19 protein-coding genes and 1 pseudogene are annotated in these 21,004 nt (G+C 66.9%); 4 read left to right on the top strand and 16 right to left on the bottom strand.

All coding sequences use genetic code 11. From position 1 onward, the window contains the following. Window positions 1–9 precede the first annotated feature (9 nt). The 14 genes from murB to U1769_RS08660 all read right to left on the bottom strand — a co-directional run bounded on the left by murB (window position 10) and on the right by U1769_RS08660 (window position 15,374). A complete protein-coding gene (murB, locus tag U1769_RS08725) occupies window positions 10–948 on the bottom strand; it encodes a UDP-N-acetylmuramate dehydrogenase (RefSeq protein WP_332714771.1) in 939 nt (312 codons plus the stop codon). Continuing rightward, a complete protein-coding gene (gene murC, locus U1769_RS08720) occupies window positions 945–2,360 on the bottom strand; it encodes a UDP-N-acetylmuramate--L-alanine ligase (protein WP_332714769.1) in 1,416 nt (471 codons plus the stop codon). The genes murB and murC overlap by 4 nt, the downstream gene beginning before the upstream one ends. Continuing rightward, window positions 2,357–3,517, bottom strand: a complete 1,161-nt coding sequence (murG, locus tag U1769_RS08715; protein ID WP_332714767.1) for an undecaprenyldiphospho-muramoylpentapeptide beta-N-acetylglucosaminyltransferase — start codon at window positions 3,515–3,517, stop codon at window positions 2,357–2,359. The genes murC and murG overlap by 4 nt, the downstream gene beginning before the upstream one ends. Beyond that, window positions 3,514–4,737, bottom strand: coding sequence for an FtsW/RodA/SpoVE family cell cycle protein (locus U1769_RS08710; protein WP_332714765.1), 1,224 nt, complete (start codon window positions 4,735–4,737; stop codon window positions 3,514–3,516). The genes murG and U1769_RS08710 overlap by 4 nt, the downstream gene beginning before the upstream one ends. Next, the gene (murD, locus tag U1769_RS08705) at window positions 4,734–6,017 is read right to left on the bottom strand and encodes a UDP-N-acetylmuramoyl-L-alanine--D-glutamate ligase (protein WP_332714763.1); all 1,284 of its coding nucleotides are present in this window, start codon (window positions 6,015–6,017) and stop codon (window positions 4,734–4,736) included. Before murD ends, U1769_RS08710 begins: the two co-directional genes overlap by 4 nt. Further along, a complete protein-coding gene (mraY, locus tag U1769_RS08700; RefSeq protein WP_332714761.1) occupies window positions 6,014–7,093 on the bottom strand; it encodes a phospho-N-acetylmuramoyl-pentapeptide-transferase in 1,080 nt (359 codons plus the stop codon). The genes murD and mraY overlap by 4 nt, the downstream gene beginning before the upstream one ends. Then, a complete protein-coding gene (locus U1769_RS08695) occupies window positions 7,093–8,466 on the bottom strand; it encodes a UDP-N-acetylmuramoyl-tripeptide--D-alanyl-D-alanine ligase (RefSeq protein ID WP_332714759.1) in 1,374 nt (457 codons plus the stop codon). Before U1769_RS08695 ends, mraY begins: the two co-directional genes overlap by 1 nt. Next, the gene (locus U1769_RS08690; protein ID WP_332714758.1) at window positions 8,463–9,878 is read right to left on the bottom strand and encodes a UDP-N-acetylmuramoyl-L-alanyl-D-glutamate--2,6-diaminopimelate ligase; all 1,416 of its coding nucleotides are present in this window, start codon (window positions 9,876–9,878) and stop codon (window positions 8,463–8,465) included. The genes U1769_RS08695 and U1769_RS08690 overlap by 4 nt, the downstream gene beginning before the upstream one ends. Continuing rightward, window positions 9,875–11,602 carry a peptidoglycan D,D-transpeptidase FtsI family protein gene (locus tag U1769_RS08685; RefSeq protein ID WP_332714756.1) on the bottom strand — a complete coding sequence of 576 codons (1,728 nt, stop codon included), beginning with the start codon at window positions 11,600–11,602 and terminating at the stop codon, window positions 9,875–9,877. Before U1769_RS08685 ends, U1769_RS08690 begins: the two co-directional genes overlap by 4 nt. Beyond that, complete coding sequence (locus U1769_RS08680) at window positions 11,599–12,183, bottom strand: hypothetical protein (RefSeq protein ID WP_332714754.1); 585 nt, start codon at window positions 12,181–12,183, stop codon at window positions 11,599–11,601. Before U1769_RS08680 ends, U1769_RS08685 begins: the two co-directional genes overlap by 4 nt. Beyond that, window positions 12,183–13,130: a 16S rRNA (cytosine(1402)-N(4))-methyltransferase RsmH gene (gene rsmH / locus U1769_RS08675; RefSeq protein WP_332715764.1), complete on the bottom strand. Its 948-nt coding sequence runs from the start codon at window positions 13,128–13,130 to the stop codon at window positions 12,183–12,185. The genes U1769_RS08680 and rsmH overlap by 1 nt, the downstream gene beginning before the upstream one ends. 14 nt (window positions 13,131–13,144) lie before the next feature. Next, window positions 13,145–13,672 carry a division/cell wall cluster transcriptional repressor MraZ gene (locus tag U1769_RS08670; protein WP_332714752.1) on the bottom strand — a complete coding sequence of 176 codons (528 nt, stop codon included), beginning with the start codon at window positions 13,670–13,672 and terminating at the stop codon, window positions 13,145–13,147. A gap of 318 nt (window positions 13,673–13,990) precedes the next feature. Beyond that, window positions 13,991–14,287 carry a hypothetical protein gene (locus U1769_RS08665; protein ID WP_332714750.1) on the bottom strand — a complete coding sequence of 99 codons (297 nt, stop codon included), beginning with the start codon at window positions 14,285–14,287 and terminating at the stop codon, window positions 13,991–13,993. A gap of 94 nt (window positions 14,288–14,381) precedes the next feature. After that, on the bottom strand, window positions 14,382–15,374 hold the full coding sequence (locus tag U1769_RS08660; protein ID WP_332714748.1) for a cysteine synthase A: 993 nt from the start codon (window positions 15,372–15,374) through the stop codon (window positions 14,382–14,384). 119 nt (window positions 15,375–15,493) lie between these two features. Between U1769_RS08660 and U1769_RS08655 the strand changes: the two genes are divergently transcribed. Both U1769_RS08655 and U1769_RS08650 read left to right on the top strand, forming a co-directional pair. Next, window positions 15,494–15,766 carry a type II toxin-antitoxin system VapB family antitoxin gene (locus U1769_RS08655; protein WP_332714746.1) on the top strand — a complete coding sequence of 91 codons (273 nt, stop codon included), beginning with the start codon at window positions 15,494–15,496 and terminating at the stop codon, window positions 15,764–15,766. Next, window positions 15,763–16,155 carry a type II toxin-antitoxin system VapC family toxin gene (locus tag U1769_RS08650; RefSeq protein ID WP_332714744.1) on the top strand — a complete coding sequence of 131 codons (393 nt, stop codon included), beginning with the start codon at window positions 15,763–15,765 and terminating at the stop codon, window positions 16,153–16,155. The genes U1769_RS08655 and U1769_RS08650 overlap by 4 nt, the downstream gene beginning before the upstream one ends. Here U1769_RS08650 and U1769_RS08645 read toward each other — a convergent pair whose 3' ends face one another. Further along, window positions 16,156–16,482 (bottom strand): Mpo1-like protein, encoded by a 327-nt coding sequence (locus U1769_RS08645; protein ID WP_332714742.1) that lies wholly within the window; start codon window positions 16,480–16,482, stop codon window positions 16,156–16,158. It lies immediately after the preceding gene. Window positions 16,483–16,690: 208 nt separating this feature from the next. On the opposite strand from U1769_RS08645, the gene U1769_RS08640 reads away from it, so the two are divergent. Both U1769_RS08640 and U1769_RS08635 read left to right on the top strand, forming a co-directional pair. Beyond that, window positions 16,691–18,268 (top strand): vWA domain-containing protein, encoded by a 1,578-nt coding sequence (locus U1769_RS08640; protein WP_332714740.1) that lies wholly within the window; start codon window positions 16,691–16,693, stop codon window positions 18,266–18,268. Window positions 18,269–18,367: 99 nt separating this feature from the next. Continuing rightward, window positions 18,368–19,087 (top strand): HPP family protein, encoded by a 720-nt coding sequence (locus U1769_RS08635; RefSeq protein ID WP_332714738.1) that lies wholly within the window; start codon window positions 18,368–18,370, stop codon window positions 19,085–19,087. Between the two features lie 5 nt (window positions 19,088–19,092). Here U1769_RS08635 and U1769_RS08630 read toward each other — a convergent pair. Further along, a pseudogene (locus tag U1769_RS08630) lies at window positions 19,093–20,955 on the bottom strand (gamma-glutamyltransferase family protein). Between the last annotated feature and the right edge of the window lie 49 nt (window positions 20,956–21,004).

Below are 21,004 nucleotides of genomic sequence, written 5' to 3'. Positions count from 1 at the left end.
CGTGCAAACTCACTTCTTCACCCCCGATGATTCCTTGTCGGCGGCGGCGGCGAACACGCCGACCCGCTGAATCTCCCATTCGAGAAGGACGCCGGACGTCGCCCTGACCTTCTCGCGCACTTCCTCGCCCAGGGCCTCGATCTCGGCGCTCGTCGCGCTGCCGAGGTTGAGCAGGAAGTTGCAATGTTTCTCGCTGACCTGCGCGTCGCCGCGCGTCAGCCCGCGGCATCCCGCCTGGTCGATCAGCGCCCAGGCCTTGTGACCTTCCGGATTCTTGAAGGTAGATCCGCCGGTGCGCGAGCGCAGCGGCTGCGATGCTTCGCGCTCGGCTGCGATTCGGTCCATCTCGGCGCCGATCGTTGCCGGGTCGCCGGGCACACCCTCGAACAGCGCCTCGACCACCACGGCGCCGGCGGGAACGTCGGAATGGCGATAGACATAGCCGAACTTCGCCGCCGGCCAGGTCTCGACCTCGCCCGACCGCGTCACCACCGTCGCCTCGATCAGGATGTCGGAGGTATCGCGGCCATAAGCGCCGGCATTCATCTTCACCGCGCCGCCGACCGTTCCGGGAATGCCGCGCAGGAATTCGAGCCCGGCAATGCCGGCATCCCGCGCGGCGCTCGCCACCGTGATGCCCATCGCGGCCCCGCCGGCGCGTACTCTGTTGCCCGGCTCGACAACAACCTTCGCCATCGCCTTGGGCAGGCGCACCACCACACCGGGCACGCCGCCGTCACGCACGATCAGGTTCGATCCGACCCCGACCGGCAATACCGGCGTCGCCGGATCGAGCCCGGCAAGGAAGACGGACAGATCATGGACGTCCTGCGGGCGCACCAGCCATTCCGCCGGCCCGCCGGTGCGAAACCAGATGAAATCGGCCAGGCTGCCCTCATGCTGGCCAGTGCCGCGCAGCGGCGGCAAGGCAGTGCAGACCGCGCTCATCGTGCCGCCCCGATCGCATCGGCGAGCCCGGCTGCCCATTTGGTGATGTCCCCGGCGCCCAGGCACACGACCATGTCGCCGGGCTGCACGATCCCGGCGAGCGTCGTCGCCAGCGCCCCGGCATCGGCCACGACCGCCGCCGAGCGATGGCCGCGCGTCTTCAGGCCATTGGCCAGCGCCTCGGCATCGACGCCATCGACCGGCGCTTCGCCCGCTGCGTAGACCGGGGTGACGAAGACGATGTCGGCATCGTTGAAGGCCTGCTGGAATTCCTCCATCAGATCGCCGAGCCGCGAATAGCGGTGCGGCTGGACGACCGCGATCACGCGGTTCTCGACGCCCTCGCGCGCCGCGGCCAGCACCGCCCGGATTTCGACCGGGTGGTGGCCATAATCGTCGATGATGGTGACGACTCCGCCGTCGAGCGGCACCTCGCCGACCTTGGTGAAACGCCGCTTCACGCCGCCAAACTTGGCGAAACCCTGCTGAATCGTCGCATCGGCTATGCCGAGCTCGAGCGCCACGCCGATCGCGGCCAGCGCATTCTGGACATTGTGGCGGCCCGGCATTGGCAGTTCGATCCCCTCGATCGAGCGGGTCGCGCCGTCGCGCCCGCGGACGATCGTCTCGAAGCGATTGCCGCCCGGGATCGGCGTCACGTTGACGCCGCGCACATCGGCCTGGGCCGAAAAGCCGTAGGTCACCACCCGCCGGTCGCGCAAGCGCGGGATGATGCCCTGCACTTCGGGATGATCGAGACACAGCAAGGCAGCGCCGTAAAAGGGCACATTCTCGACGAACTCGACGAACGCGTCCTTCACTGCATCGAACGAGCCGTAGTGATCGAGATGCTCCGGATCGATATTGGTCACGACCGCGATCGTCCCGTCGAGCCGCAGGAAGCTGCCGTCGCTCTCGTCCGCCTCCACCACCATCCAGTCGCTCGCGCCGAGCCGCGCGTTGGAGCCATAGCTGTTGATGATCCCGCCATTGATCACGGTCGGATCGACGCCGCCGGCATCGAGCAAGGCCGCGATCATCGAGGTCGTCGTGGTCTTGCCATGCGTGCCGGCGACCGCGACGGTCGATTTCAGCCGCATCAGTTCGGCCAGCATCTCGGCACGGCGCACCACCGGAATGCGCCGTTCCAGCGCTTCCTCCAGTTCGGGGTTGCCGCGCTTGATCGCGGTCGAGGTGACGATCACCACCGCGTCACCCAGATTCTCGGCGCGCTGCCCGATATGGACGGTGATGCCCTTGTCGCGCAGGCCCTGCACGACATAGCCCTCCGCCATGTCGGAGCCCTGCACCTTGTAGCCGAGATTGTGCATCACCTCGGCGATGCCGGACATGCCGATCCCGCCGATGCCCACGAAATGAATCGTGCCGATGTCGGTTGCCACGCCCCTCATGCGTAAACCGGCTTTCCGCCCGGACCGGCCGGCAGCGGCGCGCCGATCGGCATGTCGCCGCGCGTATCGTTCAGGCTTTCGACCAGATCGGCGAGATCGCGCGCCGCATCGGGCCGGCCGCAGCTGCGCGCGCGGCCCGCGGCATTCTGCAAGGCAACCGGATCGAGCCCCAGCTGGGCCATCTGCTTGGCCAGTTCGACTGGCGTGAAATTGCGCTGATCGATCGTCCGCGCACCGCCGGCGGCCGTCATCTCACGGGCGTTGACGGTCTGGTGGTCGTCCGTCGCGCTGGGCAGCGGAACCAGGATCGCGGGACGACCCGCCACGGTGAGCTCAGCCAGGGTCGAAGCGCCGGCGCGGGCGATCACGACATGGGCCCAGGCGAGCTGCTCGGGCAGATCGGGCAGATAAGTCGCGAGGTCGGCCGCGATCGACAGCTCGGCATATTTCGCGCGCGCCGCATCGATATCCTCGATCCGCGCCTGGTGCGTGACCTGCAGGCGACGGCGAAAACCCTCCGGCAGCAGCGCAAGCCCGTCCGGCACGACCTGGCTCAGCACGCTCGCGCCCTGGCTGCCGCCAGTGACGAGCACGCGGAAGATGCCGTCCTCCTCGAGAAGCGGATAGGGCTTGGTACGCAGCGCCAGCACCGAATCGCGCACCGGATTGCCGACGAGATGAGTCTTGCGCTGAAATCCGGGCTTGAGCCGTTCTACGGTGGCGTAGGACGTGGCGATAGCGGTCACCTTGCCGGCGACCAGCCGGTTGACCCTGCCCAGCACCGCATTCTGCTCGTGCACCGCGGTCGGGATATTCTGATTGAAGGCGGCAAGCAGCGCTGGCAGCGCCGGGTAACCGCCAAAGCCGATCACCGCGGCCGGGCGGACGGCACGGTACAGATCGATCGCCATCGCCCTGGCCTTGATCATGCTCGAGGCGGTGCGCGCCCAGCCGATCGGCCCACCCGCCAGCCGCCCCGCGGGGAGCACATGAGTCTGGATGTCCTCGAACAGCCCGGGGAAGCGCACGCCGCGCTCGTCGCTGATCAGCGCGACATGATGGCCGCGCTTCACCAGCTCCGCAGCGAGGGCGGCCGCCGGGACCATATGTCCGCCCGTCCCTCCCGCGGCGAGGACGAAATGCCGTGGCTGGTTCATTCGCCGCTCCATCGTGCGATATAGGGTGATCGCGATACGAACGGATTGCGCCGCGTGAAAGCCAGCAGCAAGCCCATCCCGATCGAGAGCGCGATCATCGACGATCCACCATAGCTGATAAACGGCAATGTCATCCCCTTCGACGGCGCGAGGCCGGTATTCACCGCCATGCTGATCAGCGCCTGCACGCCGAACTGGCTGGCCAGGCCCGCGGCGGCGAACAGGCGGAACTCGTCCTGCTCGTCCAGCAGCTTCACGAACACGCGCACCACGATCGCCAGGAACAGCACGGCGATGATCATGCACGCGATCAGCCCGAATTCCTCGCCGATCACGGAGAAGATGTAATCGGTATGCCCCTCGGGCAGGCGGAACTTCATCGATCCGCCGCCCGGGCCCGTGCCGCGCCAGCCGCCGGCGGTGATCGTGTCGTGCGCGGCATTGGTCTGGAAATGATCGGACGCGCCGGCGCCTTCATGGTTGGGGAACAGGAAGGCGTCGATCCGTGTGCGCGCCGTGCCATAGAACATATAGGCCATGACCAGCCCGACCGGCGCGCAGCCGATCAGCGCGGCCATCACCTTGGGGGACGTGCCCGCGATCATCAGCAGCACCAGCCACACCGCGACGAACACGACGGTCTGCCCCAGATCGGGCTGGAGCATCAGCAGCAGGGCGACGAGCGCGGTCATCGCACCGGTGATCGCGACGACGGGCAGCGCCTCGTCTTTCGCGCGCATCGACAACAACCAGGCAGTGGTCACGATGAAAAACGGCTTCAGGAATTCGGAGGGCTGGATCAGCGACACGCCGAAATTGAGCCAGCGAGTCGATCCGTTCTTCTCCACACCGAAAAAGGGCACGGCGATCAGCAGCACGAGGCACGCGGCCGAACCGATCAGCGCCATGCGGCGCGCGACCGCCACGGGCAGCATCGAGACCGCGAACAGGATCGGCAGGGACACGCCGACCCAGGCGAGCTGCCACCAGAGATAGAAGAGCGGCGGGATATGATGCTTCTCGTCCGAATAACGCGTCGCTGCGGCGGGCGACGCCGCGCCGACCGCGATCAGCCCGATCGCGATCAGCAGCAGGGTCAGCAGCAACAAGAGGCGGTCGATGTCCCAGAACCACATGCCGAGCGCCGAGCGGTCGCCGCGGCCGCCTCCGCCCTTCATGCGCTTCCACAAAGTCAGCGTCTCGGTCTGAGTCTTGATCATGCCAGCGCCTCGACGAGCGCGCGGAACTGATCGCCGCGATCCTCGAAACTGCGGAACTGATCGAACGAGGCGCAGGCCGGCGACAACAGCACGGTCTCCCCGGCCGTGGCGCGGGCAGCGGCGCTCGTCAACGCGGCCGCGAGCTGGCCGCTCTGCTCGACCGGCATATGCGGCGCGAGTAAGGCCGCAAAGCCGGGGCCCGCCTCACCGATGGTGTAAGCCCGCGCGACATGTCCGAACCACGGTGCGCAGGCGTCGAGATCGTCGGTCTTGGCCTGCCCGCCCAGGATCCAGTGGATATGCTGGAACGCGGCGAGCGCGGGGGCGGTGGACTCGGGATTGGTCGCCTTGCTGTCGTTGATAAAGGCGACACCGCGGTGCGTGCCGACCCGCTCCATCCGGTGCGCCAGGCCGGTGAAGCTGACCAGCGCGCGGTCGATCGCATCCTCGGGCACGCCGAGCGCCTGCGCCGCCGCGATCGCGGCGAGCGCGTTCTGCGCATTGTGCGGGCCCTGCAGCGAGGGCCAGCGCGACTGATCCATGCACACACCGGGCGCGATCTTGGTGAGATGCTCGCCCCGTGCCGAAAGCGAGCGGGCGATCGCGGCGGAGGCGGCATCGCCGATCCCGACGATCGCGGCATGATCGGCCGACTGCATCGCGAACAGCCGCGCCTTGGACGCCGCATAGGCATCGAACCCGTCATAGCGATCGAGATGATCGGGCGTGACGTTGAGCAGGATCGCGACCTCGCAATCGAGGCTGGTGGTCAGATCGATCTGGTAGCTCGACAATTCGAGCACATAGACGCCGCCTGCCGGGAGCGGATCCTCGCCCAGCACCGGCTTCCCGATATTGCCGCCGAGCCGCGCCGGGACGCCCGCGGTTTCGAGGATATGGTGGATCAGCGCGGTCGTGGTCGACTTGCCGTTGGTGCCGGTGATGCCGACCACCTTGTGCGGCGGCAAGCCGCCCCGGGCCTGAGCGAACAGCTCGATATCGCCGATGATCGGGACGCCGGCGGCGCGCGCCTTCGCGGCCACCGGGTGGCGATTGATCGGCACGCCCGGGGAGACGACGAGGCCGTGGAAGCCGGCAAGATCGATGTTCTGGGGATTGGCGATCGTCGCCCCGGACACCGCCATCCGCGCCGCCTCGTTCGAATCCCACGCCGTCACCTCGGCCCCGCTCGCCACAAGCGCGCGCAGGGTCGCTCCGCCCGAGCGCGCAAGCCCCAGCACAGCGTAGCGTTTGCCGCGCCAGATGGGGCTGGTGATCACCGCAGCTTCAAGGTCGACAGGCCCGCCAGCGCGAGCACCAGCGCGATGATCCAGAAGCGGATGACAACGGTCGGTTCGCTCCAGCCCATCTGCTCGAAATGGTGGTGGATCGGCGCCATCTTGAACACGCGCCGGCCGGTCCGCTTGTAGAAGAACACCTGGATGATGACCGACAGCGCCTCGATCACGAACAGGCCGCCGACGATCCCCAGCACGATCTCGTGATGCGCGACGACGGCGATGGTGCCGAGCGCCCCGCCCAGCGCCAGGCTGCCGGTGTCGCCCATGAACACGGCGGCCGGCGGCGCATTGAACCACAGAAAGGCGAGTCCGGCGCCAACCATCGCGCCGCAGAAGATCGCCAGATCGCCCGCCCTGGGCACGTGCGGGATGCCGAGATAGGTCGCGAACTTCGCGTTGCCCGCCAGATAGACGATGATCATGAAGGTGACGGCGGCAATGATCACCGGCATCGTCGCCAGCCCGTCCAGCCCGTCCGTCAGGTTCACGGCATTGCCGAAGGCGACGATCGTGAAGGCAGCGAACACGATGTAGAAATAGCCGAGATCGATCCACCAGCCATTGGTGAAGGGCAGGTACAGATGCGTGCCGGTCGCACCGTTCTGATGGATGATCAGGCCGGCCGCGATCGCGGCGATGGCGAACTCGCCGAGCAGGCGCGTCCGGCCGGACACGCCCTTGGTGCTGGCTTTGCGCACCTTGTCGTAATCGTCGAGGAAGCCGATCGCGCCGAAGCCGAGCGTAACGAAGGCGCAGGCCCAGACGAACGGATTGGTCAGATCCATCCACAACAGGATCGACAGCATCAGCGAGGTCAGGATCATCAGCCCGCCCATGGTCGGCGTGCCGCGCTTGGCGAGATGCGTCTGCGGCCCGTCGCTGCGGATCGGCTGACCCTTGCCCTGGCGCACGCGCAGCCAGCCGATGAAGCGCGGCCCGATGATCAGGCCGATGATCAGCGCCGTCGCGACGGCACCGCCCGAGCGGAAGCTCAGATAGCGGAAGAGATTGAGAAGACCCGGAAAGCCCAGATATTCGGCGATCAAATAGAGCATTATGCTGTCCCGTTCGCCAAACCGGCGACCACGCTCGCCAACCCGACTCCGTTCGAACCCTTGATGAGAACCGCGTCGCCCGGCGCCAGCATTGCCAGCAGGCTCGTCCGCGCGGCAGCGGCATCGGGCACATGGACGAAATCGACCCTGCCCTCAAGCGCGTTCGCCAGCGGCCGCATCGCTTCACCGACGAGAATGACCCGTTCAACCCCCGCCTCGAGGATCGGACCCGCCAGCGCCGCGTGATAGGCGTCGCTCTTCTCGCCCAGTTCGCGCATCTCGCCCAGCACGGCGAGCTTGCGGGTGGCGGATTCGGCCCCGAGCACCGCCAGGGTCGCGCGCATCGAGCTCGGGTTGGCGTTGTAGCTCTCGTCGATCACCAGCGCGTGGCCGCCCGGCACCGCGACCGTCATCTGCGCGCCCCGCCCGGCGAGGCCGCCCAGATCGGCCAGCGCCAGCCCGGCCAGCGCGAGATCGCCGCCGACCGCATCGACCGCCGCCAGCACGGCGAGCGCGTTGGAAACCCAGTGCATGCCCGGCTGGCCAACGGTGAAGCTCAGTTCCTTGTCGCCGAGCGACGCGGTCACGAAGGTTCCCCCGGTCGCGGTCCGCATCACTTCGATCGCGCGCACGTCAGCGCCCGCATCGAGGCCGAAGGTCACGATCCGCGCCGCGTGCGGCGTGGCCGCGGCGATCAGCCGGTCGCGGTGCGGGCTGTCATAGGGGATGATGGCGATGCCGCCCGGCTCAAGCCCGGCGAAGATCTCGCCCTTGGCATCGGCGATGGCGGATTCGTCGGGGAAGAAGGCAGTGTGCGCCGGTGCGATCGCCGTCACCATCGCGACATGCGGGCGCACCAAAGTGGTCAGGTGCGCCAGCTCGCCGGCATGGTTCATGCCCATTTCGAACACGCCAAAGCGGCTCTCCGCCGGCATGCGCGCGAGGCTGAGCGGGACGCCGGTATGGTTGTTGTAGCTCTTGACCGAGCGATGCGCCGCGCCCGGCGCACCGCGGTCGAGCGCCGCGAACAGCGCCTCCTTGGTGCTGGTCTTGCCGACCGATCCGGTGACGCCGATGATCTTCGCGGCGGTCCGCGCCCGCGCCGCACGGCCAAGCGCGTCGAGCGCGGCGGTCGTATCGGCCACGAGGACATGCGGGTGCGGTGTCGAAGAACTGACAACCGCACCCGCCGCTCCCCGCTCGGAGCTCTGATCGAGGAATTTGTGCCCGTCGCTCGTCTCGCCCTTCAGCGCGACGAACAGGTCGCCCGGGCCGACTTCGCGGGAATCAAAGGTGACGCCAGTCGCGGCGAAATCGGCCGACGCAGTGCCGCCGGTGGCCACCGCGATTTCGGCTGAGGTCCAGAGACTCACGCCGCCATCTCCCGCGCCACGCTGACATCGTCGAACGGCAGCACCAGATCGCCCACGATCTGCCCCTGCTCATGCCCCTTGCCGGCAACCAGCACGATATCCTGCGGCCCCGCCTCGGCGATCGCCGCGCCGATCGCGTCGCGCCGCGATCCGATCTCGGTCGCGCCGGGCGCGCCCTCCAGCACCATCGCGCGGATCGCCGCCGCATCTTCCGAGCGCGGGTTGTCGTCCGTGACATAGACCTTGTCGGAAAGCGCCGCCGCGACCATGCCCATCGGCGCGCGCTTGCCCTGGTCGCGATCCCCGCCCGCGCCGAACACCGTTATCAGCCGCCCCGAGACATGCGGCTTGAGCGCGGCGATCGCTGCTTCGAGCGCGTCGGGCGTATGGGCGTAATCGACATAAACCGGCGCCCCGCTGCGCGCGATCACCGCGCGCTCGAGCCGCCCGCGAACCGGCTGGAGCCGGGAAAGGTTGGCGAGCGTTGCCGCGACGTCGCCGCCAGTCGCGATCACCAGCCCCGCCGCGGTCAGCGCATTCGCTGCCTGATAAGCGCCGATCAGCGGCAGCATCACCTTGTGCGCCTTGCCCGCTGCCTCGATCGTCAGCCCCTGCCCCAGCAGGGTTGGATCGCGCGACACCAGTTTCAGCGTCTCGCCCTGCGTGCCGACCGTCAGCACAGTGAGGCCCCGGCCCCGCGCAATCTCGATCACGCGCGCCGCATGGGGATCGTCCGCCCACACCACCACGGCGCCGCCATCGACCACCACTTCGGAAAACAGTCGGAGCTTGGCCTCGAAATAGGCCTCCATCGTCCCGTGATAATCGAGATGATCGCGGCTGAGATTGGTGAAGGCCGCGGCACGCACCGGCAGGCCCTCGGTGCGGTATTGCGACAGGCCGTGGCTCGATGCCTCGAAGGCGAGATGGCTCACGCCTTCGCGTGCAAGGCCCGCGACGTTGGACAGGAAGGTCACGATGTCAGGGGTGGTCAGGCCGGTGGAAACCTGGTCGTCGGCGGTGGTGACGCCCAGCGTGCCGATCGACGCGGCATGGAAGCCCGTCATCCGCCACAACTGCCGCGTCATCTCGACGGTGGAGGTCTTGCCGTTGGTCCCCGTCACCGCGACCGCGGTATCCGGGAAGGGAGCGAAATAGCGGGCAGCCAGCCCGGCAAAGCGCTGGCGCGGATTGGCGTCGGCGATATGGACCGCACCCTCCACCTTCGCCTCGGGCCGCGCCACCACCGCGATCGCGCCGCCGGCGACCGCCGCGGGAATGAAATCCTCGCCGTTCACCTGCGCGCCGGCAAAGGCGCCGAAGATCGTGCCCGGGGCGACCTTGCGGTGATCGATCGCGAAGCCGGTGACGATTGCGTCCTCCGCTCCACCGGTCAGTGCGCCCAGCTTCATTCGGGATCGGCCGTGTCTTCGCCCGGCGCATGCCAGAGCAGCGGCAGCAGATCGGACACGTCGACGTCGCGAGCGCCGTCGGGCGTGACGCCGAGCATCGATCCGGTGCGCGAGATCACGCGGCTCACCACTGGGGCCGCCGTCCAGGCGGCGGTGGTGAGGCCGAAGGATTCGGCATTGCCGATGGGCGAATCGAGCATGGCGATCACCACATAGCGCGGTGCGTCCATCGGGAAAGCCGCAGCGAAGGTCGAGACGTTCGCGCGCTTCGAATAGCCGCCTGCCCCGGCCACTTCCGCCGTGCCGGTCTTGCCTCCGACACGGTAGCCCGGCGCCTCGCCCTTGCGGCCGGTGCCCTGGGTCACGATCAGCCGCAGCAACTGGCGCATCCGCGCGCTGGTCGATTCCGACAGGACGCGGCGTCCCTGCGGCGCCTTGCCCGGCGCGACCTTCAGCAGCGTGGTCGGGCGCCATATTCCGCCATTGACCAGAGTAGCATAAGCATTGGCGAGATGCAGCGGCGTCACCGCGATGCCGTGGCCATAGGCAGTGGTCATCACCGTGGTCCGCGCCCAGAAGACCGGCCAGATCGGCTTCTGCTTCTCGCGCAGCTCGATCTCGGGCTTGGTATCGAAGCCCATGGCCTTGAACATCGCCGCCATCCTGTCCTTGCCGATCTCGTCCGCGATGCGCGCGGTGACGATGTTGGACGAATGGATCAGCGTCTCGGGCACGTTAAGGAACCGCTTTTGCGGGTGATCGTCATGGATGGTGAAGCCACCGACATGCAGCGGCTGAGTCGCGTCGAAACGCTTCGCCATCGACGTCACCACGCCGCTCTCGATCGCGGTCGCCATGGTGATCGGCTTGAAGGTCGATCCAAGCTCGTAAACGCTCTGCGTCACGTTGTTGCGCAGCGCATCGCTGCTCGTCCCGGCCAGCTTGTTGGGGTTGTAGACGGGCAACGAGACCATCGAGATCACTTCGCCCGTGTTCACGTCGAGCACGATGCCGGTCGCCGACTTCGCCTTGAACGAGATCATCGCCCGGCCCAGTTCGCTCTCCATCGCGGCCTGCACCCGGCTGTCGATCGAGAGCGTCACCGGCGTGCCACGCGACGAGGGGGCAGTCAGCTGGTCGTCGAACGCGCGCTCGATCCCGGCGCGGCCCATAATCCGCCGGTCGTCCCCGGTCGGGCCGATATAGCCAAGCACATGCGCCGCCATGGTCGATTGGGGATAGAGCCGCTCGGGCTCGCGCGCGAACGCCAGACCTGGTTCGCCCAGCGCATGGACCGCATTGACCAGGCCCGGCGAGGCATGCCGCTCGAGATAGGTGAAATTCACCGGCAGGGTCAGCTTGGCATAATACCAGGCCTCGTCATGCGCGGGCAACGTGGCGGCGAGCTGCGCCGCCAGCGCACGCTTGTCACCGAGCAGCTTGCCTGGATGAACGCCGATCGTCCACGCCTCGATCGTCCGTGCCAGCGGCTCGCCATTGCGGTCCAGGATATCGCCGCGCGGCATCGCGCCGGAAATCGGCCCCTGCGCGCTCGTCGGCTCCGAGACCAGCCCAAGCATCGCGATTCGGCCCACCACCAGCGTGAAGCCGGCCGCAAGCAGCAGCATCAACATCATCAGCCGCACATGCGCCGTCGCGACCAGCGCGTGGCGCTGGCCGGTCTGGCGCCGTTGCGGCAAGGGACGGGCGACGAGTGCGGTCAACGCATCCGGCCTGCTTCCGCCCGTGCGCCGCTGAACAGATCGCCGACCGTCGAATCGCTCAGCAGCTTGCGATCCAGCAGCGCCACCGCCTGTGGCTTGCGGCGCTCGACCGGGCGCTCACGCACCTGCGCGACCACCGGAGCAGCAGCCGGCGCGCTCGTCTCAGCCTTGGCCGGGCGGGTCTCGATGATGTTGGTCGCCACCGCTGGGGTGATCGCCGGACGCATCGTGCTGCCATCCGGCAGCGCGGGCACGACCAGCGCCGCCGTCTGGATCGTCGCGCCCTGGCCGTTGACGTCGTAAGAGGCGAGCGCGGCCTCGTCCCGCACGAACTGCGCCGCCGCCGGCGCGATCAGGCGCAGCGTGTCGCCGTTCCAGCGCTCGAGCTGGGCGAGGTTGGCGCGGGTGTCGAATTCGGTTTCGAGCGCGCGGATGTCGCGCTGCGCCTGGGCGATGTCAGTCACCGTGCGATCGAGCTTCTTGCGCTCCGCCGCGACCTGCAGCGGCACGAGCAGGAAACCCAGGGCAACGGCAACGCCGGCCAGGAACCATCCGAGACTCTTCCAGGCATAAGCAAGCATCACAACGCTCCTTCACTATTCCAGGCCGCGGCATCGGTGCGCCGGGCCGTCCGCAACGTCGCCGAACGGGCGCGGGGATTTCGGGCAATCTCGGCTTCGTCGGCGCGCACCGGGCGGCCGACTTCGTCGAAGCTCGGCTTCACGCTGGCCATCACTTCGGGGAGATGCCGGGATCCGCCCGGCAACGAACCGCTCCGCTCGCGCAGGAACCGCTTCACCATGCGGTCCTCGAGCGAATGGAACGTCACGATCGCCAGCCGTCCGCCGGGCTTCAGCACGCGCTCGGCCGCAGCCAGGCCGTCGGCCAGCTCGCCGAGCTCGCGGTTGATGTGGATCCGGATCGCCTGGAAGGTCCGCGTCGCCGGGTCCTTCTTGTCGTGTGCCTTGTAGCCGAGCGCACGACGCACGACGTGGGCCAGCTCGCTCGTCCGGGTGATCGGCCGCGCCGCGACGATCGCCCGAGCTACCCGGCGCGAGCGGGGCTCGTCGCCATAATCGTACAGCACATCGGCGATCGCGGCCTCGTCGGCGTTGTTGACGAAATCGGCGGCGGTCTCGCCCTCCTGGCTCATCCGCATGTCGAGCGGCCCGTCCGTCTGGAAGGAAAAGCCGCGCCCGGCCTGGTCAAGCTGCATGGAGGATACGCCGATATCCATCGTCACGCCGTCGACCGGCACGGCGTCGCGCGCCGCAAGTTCGGCGTCGAGCGCCGAGAAGGTCGCCGGCACCAGCGTCAGGGCGCCGTCCGATGCCGCTTCCAGCGCCCGACCGGCTGTGATCGCATCGGGATCGCGATCGAACGCGAACACCCGCGCGCCGAGCGCAAGCAGCGCGCGGGTATAGCCGCCTGCCCCGAACGTCGCATCGACATGGCGTTCGCCGGGGGTAACGGCGAGCGCGGCGACGACCTGGTCGAGCAGCACGGGGATATGGGGGTCGGGCAACACGGAGAGTTCGGGGCTCACAGCGCGATCCCCTTCGACTGGCAGTGATAGCGCGCGCAGGACTTCACCAGCTCGGCGACGCCCTCCGCTTCGATCAGCGTCTTGGGATCCCAGATCTCGAAATAATCGAACACGCCGTAGAAGAAGGCGTTCGCGCCGATCCTGGCGTGGAAGCGCGGAAAGCCGGGCATGATGAAGCGACCGCTGCCGTCGAACGGCGTCGCCTCGCCCTGCGCGGCACGGCGCTTGATGTTATAGTCATACTCGCCGTCATCGGCGGTATAGGCCTCTTCGCGCGCGTCCAGCTTGGCCTTCAGGATCGGGACGAAGGCAGGGTCATAGGCGATCAGGCAGGGGTGCTTCTGATGGACGCCGATGATGACGGTGCCGCCGTCCTTACCGTCGGGACGCGGGCTGTTCTGGGCCAGGATCGCCCTGAGGGACGCAGGGATGGCGACACGGCCCTTGTCGTCGACAAGGCCCAGTCCGTCTCCCTGATATTCAGCCCTTTGCGCCACGCCATAACCCCGAACACCAGCAGGCATGACTCTCCCGTCCTTGAAAGACGGCTTTCACCGCCCTCCAGCGCCGTACCGCGCAGGCGAGATGAGTTTACCCCTGTTGGCACAAGGGTTACCTCGGGTAGGTCAGGGATTCAAGGGGAAAGCCGGGGAAAAGCGGGGTATAAACTCTAATATCTTCGATTCGCCGGGGAATTATTTGCAGTCATATCAATCTGTTCTCTATGCGTTCTAGCGATACGGATGTCTTGTGGGCGATTTCCCCGGCTTTACCCGGCGATGGACCAGCCCCACCCTAATTCTCCCCGCCGGACCCGCGGGTCGCGACAGGATCGGGCGAGGTCATTTAGGTGGCGCGTTCTTGCCCGTGCCGGGCGCCGCATCCGGATCGGTCGCGGTGCTGGGCGCTACGCCGAGTTCGGCTAGCGGTTCGCTGCCGGCGATGACGGGCGAGGCCTGATTGCCGGCCGCCATGTTGGCGACCACATCGGGGTGCGCACCGCCGACGACGATCAGCGGCCGTTCCTTGCTGGCGGTGGAGAAGATCGCGGCAGCCAGGCCGATCAGCAGCAATACCGCCGCAAGGCCGATCATCCCGACCTTTACCCGCTGCGACGTCTGCGCCGGATCCTGAGCCATGATTTTCATACGTGTGGCATAAAAGTAACGCATGAAAAGACTCTTGTCGATGGCACGATTTTTTCCGGGCCACCGACCCCCTCAATCCGGTGTGTCAGTCACGCTGCAGCCAGGCCGGAACCGCCAGCCCTTTCGCCGCGAGCCACTCGCGATTGTACAGGGTGGAGAGATAGCGAAAGCCCGTGTCGCACAGGATCGTCGCGATGCGCTTGCCCGGCCCGAGTTCCTTCGCCAGCCGCACCGCGCCCGCCACGTTGATGCCGGAGGACAGGCCGAGGCATAGCCCCTCCTCACCGAGCAGCCGGGTCACCCATTCCATTCCTTCGGAATCGGAGATGCGGAACTGCGTGTCGATCGGCGCGCCTTCCAGATTGGCGGTGATCCGCCCCTGCCCGATCCCTTCGGCGACCGAGCTGCCCTCGGCCTTCAACTCGCCACAGGCGTAATATTCGTAGAGCGCGGCGCCGTACGGATCGCTCAGCGCAATGCAGATCTGCTCGTCCCGGGCCTTCAGCCCCAGCCCGACGCCGGCCAGCGTCCCGCCGGTCCCGACCGAGCAGGTGAAGCCGTCGATCCGGCCCTCCATCTGTGCCCAGATCTCCTCCGCCGTGCCGACGATATGCGCGCGGCGGTTGGCGATATTGTCGAACTGGTTGGCCCAGATCGCATTGGCGGTCTCTTCGGCGATCCGGCGCGAGGTGTGCACGAAATGCCCGGGGTTCGAATAGGGGGCCGCCGGCACCAGCACCAGTTCGGCGCCGAGCGCGCGCAGCGTATCCATTTTCTCCCGGCTCTGCGTCTCCGGCATCACGATGATCGTCTTGTAGCCCTTGGCATTGGCGACCAGCGCCAGGCCGATGCCGGTATTGCCCGCCGTCCCTTCGACGATCGTGCCGCCGGGCTGGATCGCGCCGCGCTCTTCCGCATCCTCGACGATGAACAGGGCAGCACGGTCCTTCACCGACGCGCCGGGGTTGGCGAATTCGCATTTGCCGAAAATGTCGCATCCGGTCGCGTCGCTCGGTCCGTTCAGCCGGACGAGCGGGGTGTTGCCGATAAGAGCGAGCGTGTTGGGGGCGGTGTGCATGGAGCCTAGATGGCGCGCGATCGCGCAGCGGGCAAGCAAGCTGAACCATCTATCTGCCAAGTTCGACGTTGCCGCTCGCGAGCCACGATGGTAGAAATTTCTCCAGCGGAGGTATAACCATGGGCGTCCAGCTCAATATCAAGGACGAAGAGACGGTTCGCCTCGCCCGGGAGCTTGCTTCGGAGATGGGTGAAAGCGTGACCCAGGCGGTGCGTATTGCTCTTCAGGAACGCAGGGCACGCACGGTACCGCCCCAACGCCGCGCGGCCGTGGAGGAGATGCTGGAAATGGTTCGCGGCTTGCGCGACCATTGGAAGCCTCAATTTGAGGACCAGGAATTGTCGATCACGCACGGCGCGCTGCTCTACGATGAGGACGGTCTGCCAAAGTGATCGTCGATACGTCGGCGATCATCGCCATCCTGCGCGACGAGCCCGAGGCCAGATCCTTCCTTGAAGCGATGTCCGCTGCGTCGACCATAAGAATGTCGGCTGGCTCATGGCTCGAACTGACGGTGGTGACGACGCGCAGCGGCGATGCGCGGATCAGTGAGGGCGCGGACGCCTTGCTGGCGGGCTTCGATGTGGTGATCGAAGACGTCACCAGGGAGATCGCAACGATTGCGAACCACGGCTATCGAAAATATGGCCGCGGGACTCGGCACGCGGCGGATCTGAATTTCGGCGATTGCTTCGCCTACGCCCTTGCCAAAGCGACCGCCGAACCCCTCCTCTTCAAGGGCGATGATTTCGCCCGGACGGATGTAGTCCCCGCGCTCTGATCAGGCCACGCCCGCCGCGCGCAGATGCGGGCCGAGCCGCCCGGTCAGCCACAGGAAGAACATCCGGTAGTCGCTGAACAGCGACCAAAGCGGGTAGGTGAAGGTCGCCGGCCGATTCTTCTCCACCCCGAAATGCGCCGCCCAGGCGAAGCCATATCCGGCAATCGGCACCAACGCCCACCACCAGCCGCCGCGCAGCAACGCAATCGCCAGGAACAGGAACGTCAGCGCCGTCCCGGCATAATGCAGCCGTCGCGTCTCAGGCTTTGCGTGCTCGCGCAGATAATAAGGCCAGAATGCGGCATAGGTGGTGATCGGCTTTACCATGGCCCCAAGCTAATGCGATCACCGCGCGTGTCGAGTGATTAATTTCTCACACTCCGCAGAGAGGAGGAACTGCGAAAACCCACGGTTTTCCGCCGGAAATCAATTCCCCCTCATGAGATAGGAAAACACTTGCCAGCCCGAAAACGGCGTGTCACAAACACGGCCATAATAAGGCAAGAATGTGGCAACCGACGCTAGGGAGCATCATATGAAAGTCTCGAAACAGCTTGGATCGATCATGGGCGGTGTCGCCCTGTTGGCGCTTATGGCCGGCTGCTCAAAGCAGGATGGCGGCCGCTATCAGCAGCCGGGCGAAACGGCGGAAATCGCTGCCGACTCCACCGCCCCTGCCGGCGCCCGCGAAACCTATAAGCCCAACGACGTGTCACCGGTCCACATGGTCGCCGACGCCCCGGTCTCCACCTTTGCCGTCGACGTCGACACCGCCGCCTATGCCAATGTCCGCCGCTTCCTGAACCAGGGCCAGCTGCCCCCGGCCGATGCCGTGCGGACGGAGGAGATGATCAATTATTTCCGTTATGATTATCCCCTGCCCGACGATCGCACGACTCCGTTCAGCGTGACGACCGATGTCGCGCAATCGCCATGGAACACGCAGACCAAGCTGCTGCGCATCGGCCTGCGCGGCTATGACCTCCCCTATGCGCGGCGCCCGGCGGCGAACCTGGTGTTCCTGATCGACGTATCGGGATCGATGGACGAGCCGGACAAGCTGCCGCTGGTGAAATCCGCCCTGTCCACGCTCGCCGACACGATCGGGCCGAACGACAGCGTCGGCATCGTCGTCTATGCCGGCGCCGCCGGCGTGGTACTCGATCCGACCAGCGACCCGGCCGAGATCAGGGATGCGCTCGACGAGCTGAGCGCGGGCGGCTCTACCGCGGGCGGCGAAGGGCTTCAGCTCGCTTATGCCCTCGCACGCGACAATTTCATCAAGGGCGGCGTCAACCGTGTGGTGCTGGCGACCGACGGCGATTTCAATGTCGGCATCACTGACCGGGCCGAGCTGGAAAAGCTGATCGAGCACGAACGCGACACCGGCATAACCCTCACCGCACTCGGCTTCGGCCAGGGCAATCTCAACGATGCGATGATGGAATCGATCGCCGATCTCGGCAACGGCAACTATGCCTATATCGACAGCGCGATGGAGGCGAAGAAGGTGCTGTCCGAGGAGCTCTCCTCGACTTTGTTCACCATCGCCAAGGACGTGAAGGTGCAGGTCGAGTTCAACCCGGCCTATGTGAGCCAGTATCGCCTGATCGGCTATGAGAATCGCGCGCTGGCCGAGCAGGATTTCGACGACGACAAGATCGATGCCGGCGATATCGGCGCCGGCCATCAGGTGACCGCAATCTACGAAGTGGTCCCGGCAGGCACCAAGGGCTGGCTGTCCGATCGGCGCTATACCGATAACCGGCGCCCCGCCGCACCGGCCGCCGCGGGCCGGCCGGGCGGCGAGATGGCGTTCGTCCGGCTGCGCTATAAATTGCCGGAGGGCGACACATCGCGGCTGATCGAACAGCCGGTTTCTGCAACCCAGCTCGCCACGCAAAGCCTGCCGCGCGGCGACATGGCCTTCGCCACCGCCGTTGCTGCGTTCGGCCAGAAACTGCGCGGTGACACGCGGCTCGGCGATATCGGCTTTGCCGACATCCGCCGCCTCGCCGGAGAGCCCGACGGCTATTGGCGACAGGAATTCATCAAGCTGACCGAGCTGGCGGAGGCGGGCTCACCGCGGACGCGGCGCGACACCGGCACCTAATTGAGCCGGGCGCGCGATCGGCTATCGCGGTCGCGAGAGAAACTTGCCTGACCTTTGCGCCGCGCTCCCGCATAGGGCGCGCGGCGCAAAGGATGATGGATGGAATTTCGCATATTCAAACCCAGGCTGGCCGGGGCGACGATGGTCGACCGGCTGGTCGCCTGTTGCGGGGCAGCGGTCTGCCTGGCGCTGACGATCGTGGTCTGCAGCCAGATTCCGCTTGCCGGGGCCGATCTCCCGATCATCGTCGCGCCGCTCGGGGCCTCGGCGGTGCTGGTGTTCGCAATCCCGGCGAGCCCGCTGGCACAGCCCTGGCCGGTGGTGGGCGGCAATGTCATTTCGACGCTGATCGGCGTCGCGACCTTCCGCCTCATCCCCGATCCCACCATCGCCGCCGGTCTTGCCGTGGGCGCCGCCATCCTGGGCATGTCGCTGCTGCGCTGCCTCCATCCGCCAGGCGGCGCGGCAGCGCTGACCGCCGTCATCGGCAGCCAGGGCATTCATGCCGCAGGCTATAGCTTCGCCTTCGCGCCGGTGGGGATCAACTCGATCGCGCTGGTCTCGCTGGCGATGTTCTTCCACCGCGCGACCGGCCACAGCTATCCGCACCAGCCGGCCGCGGTGCCCGAAACGGTGCAGGCGACGCTCATCGAGACGGGGCTTCACCTGGAAGATATCGATAACGCACTGGCAGAATCGCCCGACGCCTTCGACATCAGCCGCGAGGACCTCGACATCCTGCTGTCGCGCGCGGAACATCACGCCGCCCGGCGGAGAGCCGCCCCGGCCACGATCCGGAAAACCATCCCGGTCGAGTGACCCCCTCAATAAGCGAGGGCGCAGCCGTCGGCGCGCATCTCGCTGGCTGCGGCGTAGACCCGCGTCGACCCGTCCATCCGGTGCTCGACGCATTCATAGCGGCCGAACCCGCCATCCGGGTCGCCGATCGTCCAGCCGATCTCGGCGAGGCGTACGCGGGTGGCGAGCGGCACGCCGCTTTCCAGTCGCAACAGCCCCTGCTGCCCCATGCCGGGCGCATCCTCTCCCATGGATTCGGATGATCCCTCATGATGCCAGCGCGGCGAATCCCCCGCCGACTGGATCTCGAGCCCATAATCGACCCGGTTGATGATGATCTGCGCCTGGCCCTGGGGCTGCATGTCGCCGCCCATCACGCCGAAGCTCATCCACGGATCGGAACCGCGCGTCGCGAAGCCGGGAATGATCGTCTGGAACGGCCGCTTGCCGGGCGCATAGATATTGGGATGGCCGTCCTTCAGGCTGAACAGCTGGCCGCGATCCTGGAACATGAAGCCGAGGCCGTCGGCAACCAGCCCGGATCCCATGCCGCGGAAATTGGACTGGATCATCGACACCATCATGCCGTCCTTGTCGGCACAGCTGAAATAGGTCGTGTCGCCGTGGCTCGGTGCCTGGCCCGGATATACGGGGGAGAGCAGCCGGTCGGGCCGGATCAGCTTCGCCCGTTCGGCGGCATATTCCTTCGAAATCAGCCAGTCGACGGGCACCTTGGCGAAATGCGGATCGGCATAGAAACGCGCGCGATCCTCATAGGCAAGACGCTTGGCCTCCGCCTGAAGGTGGATCGACAGAGGCGACTGAAAGCCTGCCCCCTTCAGGTCGAAGCGTTCCAGGATATTGAGCATCTGCAGGGTCGCAATGCCCTGCGTATTGGCGCCGAGCGCATGCACGGTCGTGCCGCGATAGTCGGCGCGGCTGGGCTCGATCCATTCGGCATGGTGCGCGGCCAGGTCCGCCGCCGACAGCCAGCCGCCGATGCGCTTGAAATAGCGATCGATCCTTTGGGCGATATCCCCCTGGTAAAAGGCGTCGCGGCCGCCCGCGGCGATGGCGCGATAGGTGCGCCCGAGATCGGGATTGCGGAACACCTGCCCCGCCGACGGACCCTTGCCGTCCGCCAGGCCATAAGTGCGCAGCGCATTGGCGGTTTCCTCGACGCCGTTATTGGCGCGGCGGAACGAGACGAGGCTGCGGCGGATATAATAAGCGATGATATCCGGCACCGGAGCGCCGGTCTCGGCCAGCGCGATCGCCGGCTGGAACAGCTAGGCCCAGGGCAGCTTGCCGTAGCGCTGGTGCATCGTCCACCACGCATCGACAGCGCCGGGCACCGACACGCTGACGGCACCCAGCGGCGGCAGCACGCCGTTCTTTGCGCGTGCGCGAACCGTCTCCAGGCTCAGCCCGCGCGGGCTGGCACCGGAGCCGGCCAGCCCGACGACCTTCCCCGCCTTCGGGTCCCAGATCATCGCATAGGCATCGCCGCCGATCCCGCTCGACGTGGGTTCCAGGAATCCGAGGCACGCATTGATCGCGATCGCCGCGTCGGCCGCCGAACCGCCGCGCCGGAGGATATCAATCCCGGCCATGGTCGCGAGCGGATGGGCCGTGCCCGCCGCACCGTTCATGCCATAGACCGCGGTGCGCGAAGCGAAGCTGGCGCCGACCGGCCGGTCGCCCGCATGGACATCGGGCCGGATGAAACGGCCCTCACCGCTTTGCCACACGCCGGGAAGCGGTGGCTCGGCTGGCGTGCCCCCCTGCCCGGTTGAGGTCTGGATGCCGGGCGCGGCGCCCTTTGCCAGGGCAGCAGTCGGCAACAGCGCCGCAGCCGGCAAGGATGCGATGAAGGTACGGCGTTGCATGGTTATTCCCCTTTCCTCATCCTCGCGTGCCGTGCGCGGCATCGCAAGA

Source organism: Parasphingomonas zepuensis (assembly GCF_036663735.1).
Lineage (GTDB): Bacteria > Pseudomonadota > Alphaproteobacteria > Sphingomonadales > Sphingomonadaceae > Sphingomonas.
Note: the sequence above shows the minus strand (reverse complement) of the source record. Positions and strands in the feature narration are given on the sequence as shown.

Excerpts from the sequence above, each read along its gene's own strand:
- U1769_RS08710 (WP_332714765.1), bottom strand. The coding sequence starts at position 4,737 with ATGATCAAGACTCAGACCGAGACGCTGACTTTGTGGAAGCGCATGAAG.
- murC (WP_332714769.1), bottom strand. The coding sequence starts at position 2,360 with ATGAGGGGCGTGGCAACCGACATCGGCACGATTCATTTCGTGGGCATC.
- U1769_RS08665 (WP_332714750.1), bottom strand. The coding sequence starts at position 14,287 with ATGGCTCAGGATCCGGCGCAGACGTCGCAGCGGGTAAAGGTCGGGATG.
- U1769_RS08645 (WP_332714742.1), bottom strand. The coding sequence starts at position 16,482 with ATGGTAAAGCCGATCACCACCTATGCCGCATTCTGGCCTTATTATCTG.
- mraY (WP_332714761.1), bottom strand. The coding sequence starts at position 7,093 with ATGCTCTATTTGATCGCCGAATATCTGGGCTTTCCGGGTCTTCTCAAT.
- murB (WP_332714771.1), bottom strand. The coding sequence starts at position 948 with ATGAGCGCGGTCTGCACTGCCTTGCCGCCGCTGCGCGGCACTGGCCAG.
- U1769_RS08670 (WP_332714752.1), bottom strand. The coding sequence starts at position 13,672 with ATGCCTGCTGGTGTTCGGGGTTATGGCGTGGCGCAAAGGGCTGAATAT.
- U1769_RS08680 (WP_332714754.1), bottom strand. The coding sequence starts at position 12,183 with ATGCTTGCTTATGCCTGGAAGAGTCTCGGATGGTTCCTGGCCGGCGTT.
- U1769_RS08660 (WP_332714748.1), bottom strand. The coding sequence starts at position 15,374 with ATGCACACCGCCCCCAACACGCTCGCTCTTATCGGCAACACCCCGCTC.
- murG (WP_332714767.1), bottom strand. The coding sequence starts at position 3,517 with ATGAACCAGCCACGGCATTTCGTCCTCGCCGCGGGAGGGACGGGCGGA.
- U1769_RS08655 (WP_332714746.1), top strand. The coding sequence starts at position 15,494 with ATGGGCGTCCAGCTCAATATCAAGGACGAAGAGACGGTTCGCCTCGCC.
- U1769_RS08635 (WP_332714738.1), top strand. The coding sequence starts at position 18,368 with ATGGAATTTCGCATATTCAAACCCAGGCTGGCCGGGGCGACGATGGTC.
- U1769_RS08640 (WP_332714740.1), top strand. The coding sequence starts at position 16,691 with ATGAAAGTCTCGAAACAGCTTGGATCGATCATGGGCGGTGTCGCCCTG.
- U1769_RS08690 (WP_332714758.1), bottom strand. The coding sequence starts at position 9,878 with ATGAAGCTGGGCGCACTGACCGGTGGAGCGGAGGACGCAATCGTCACC.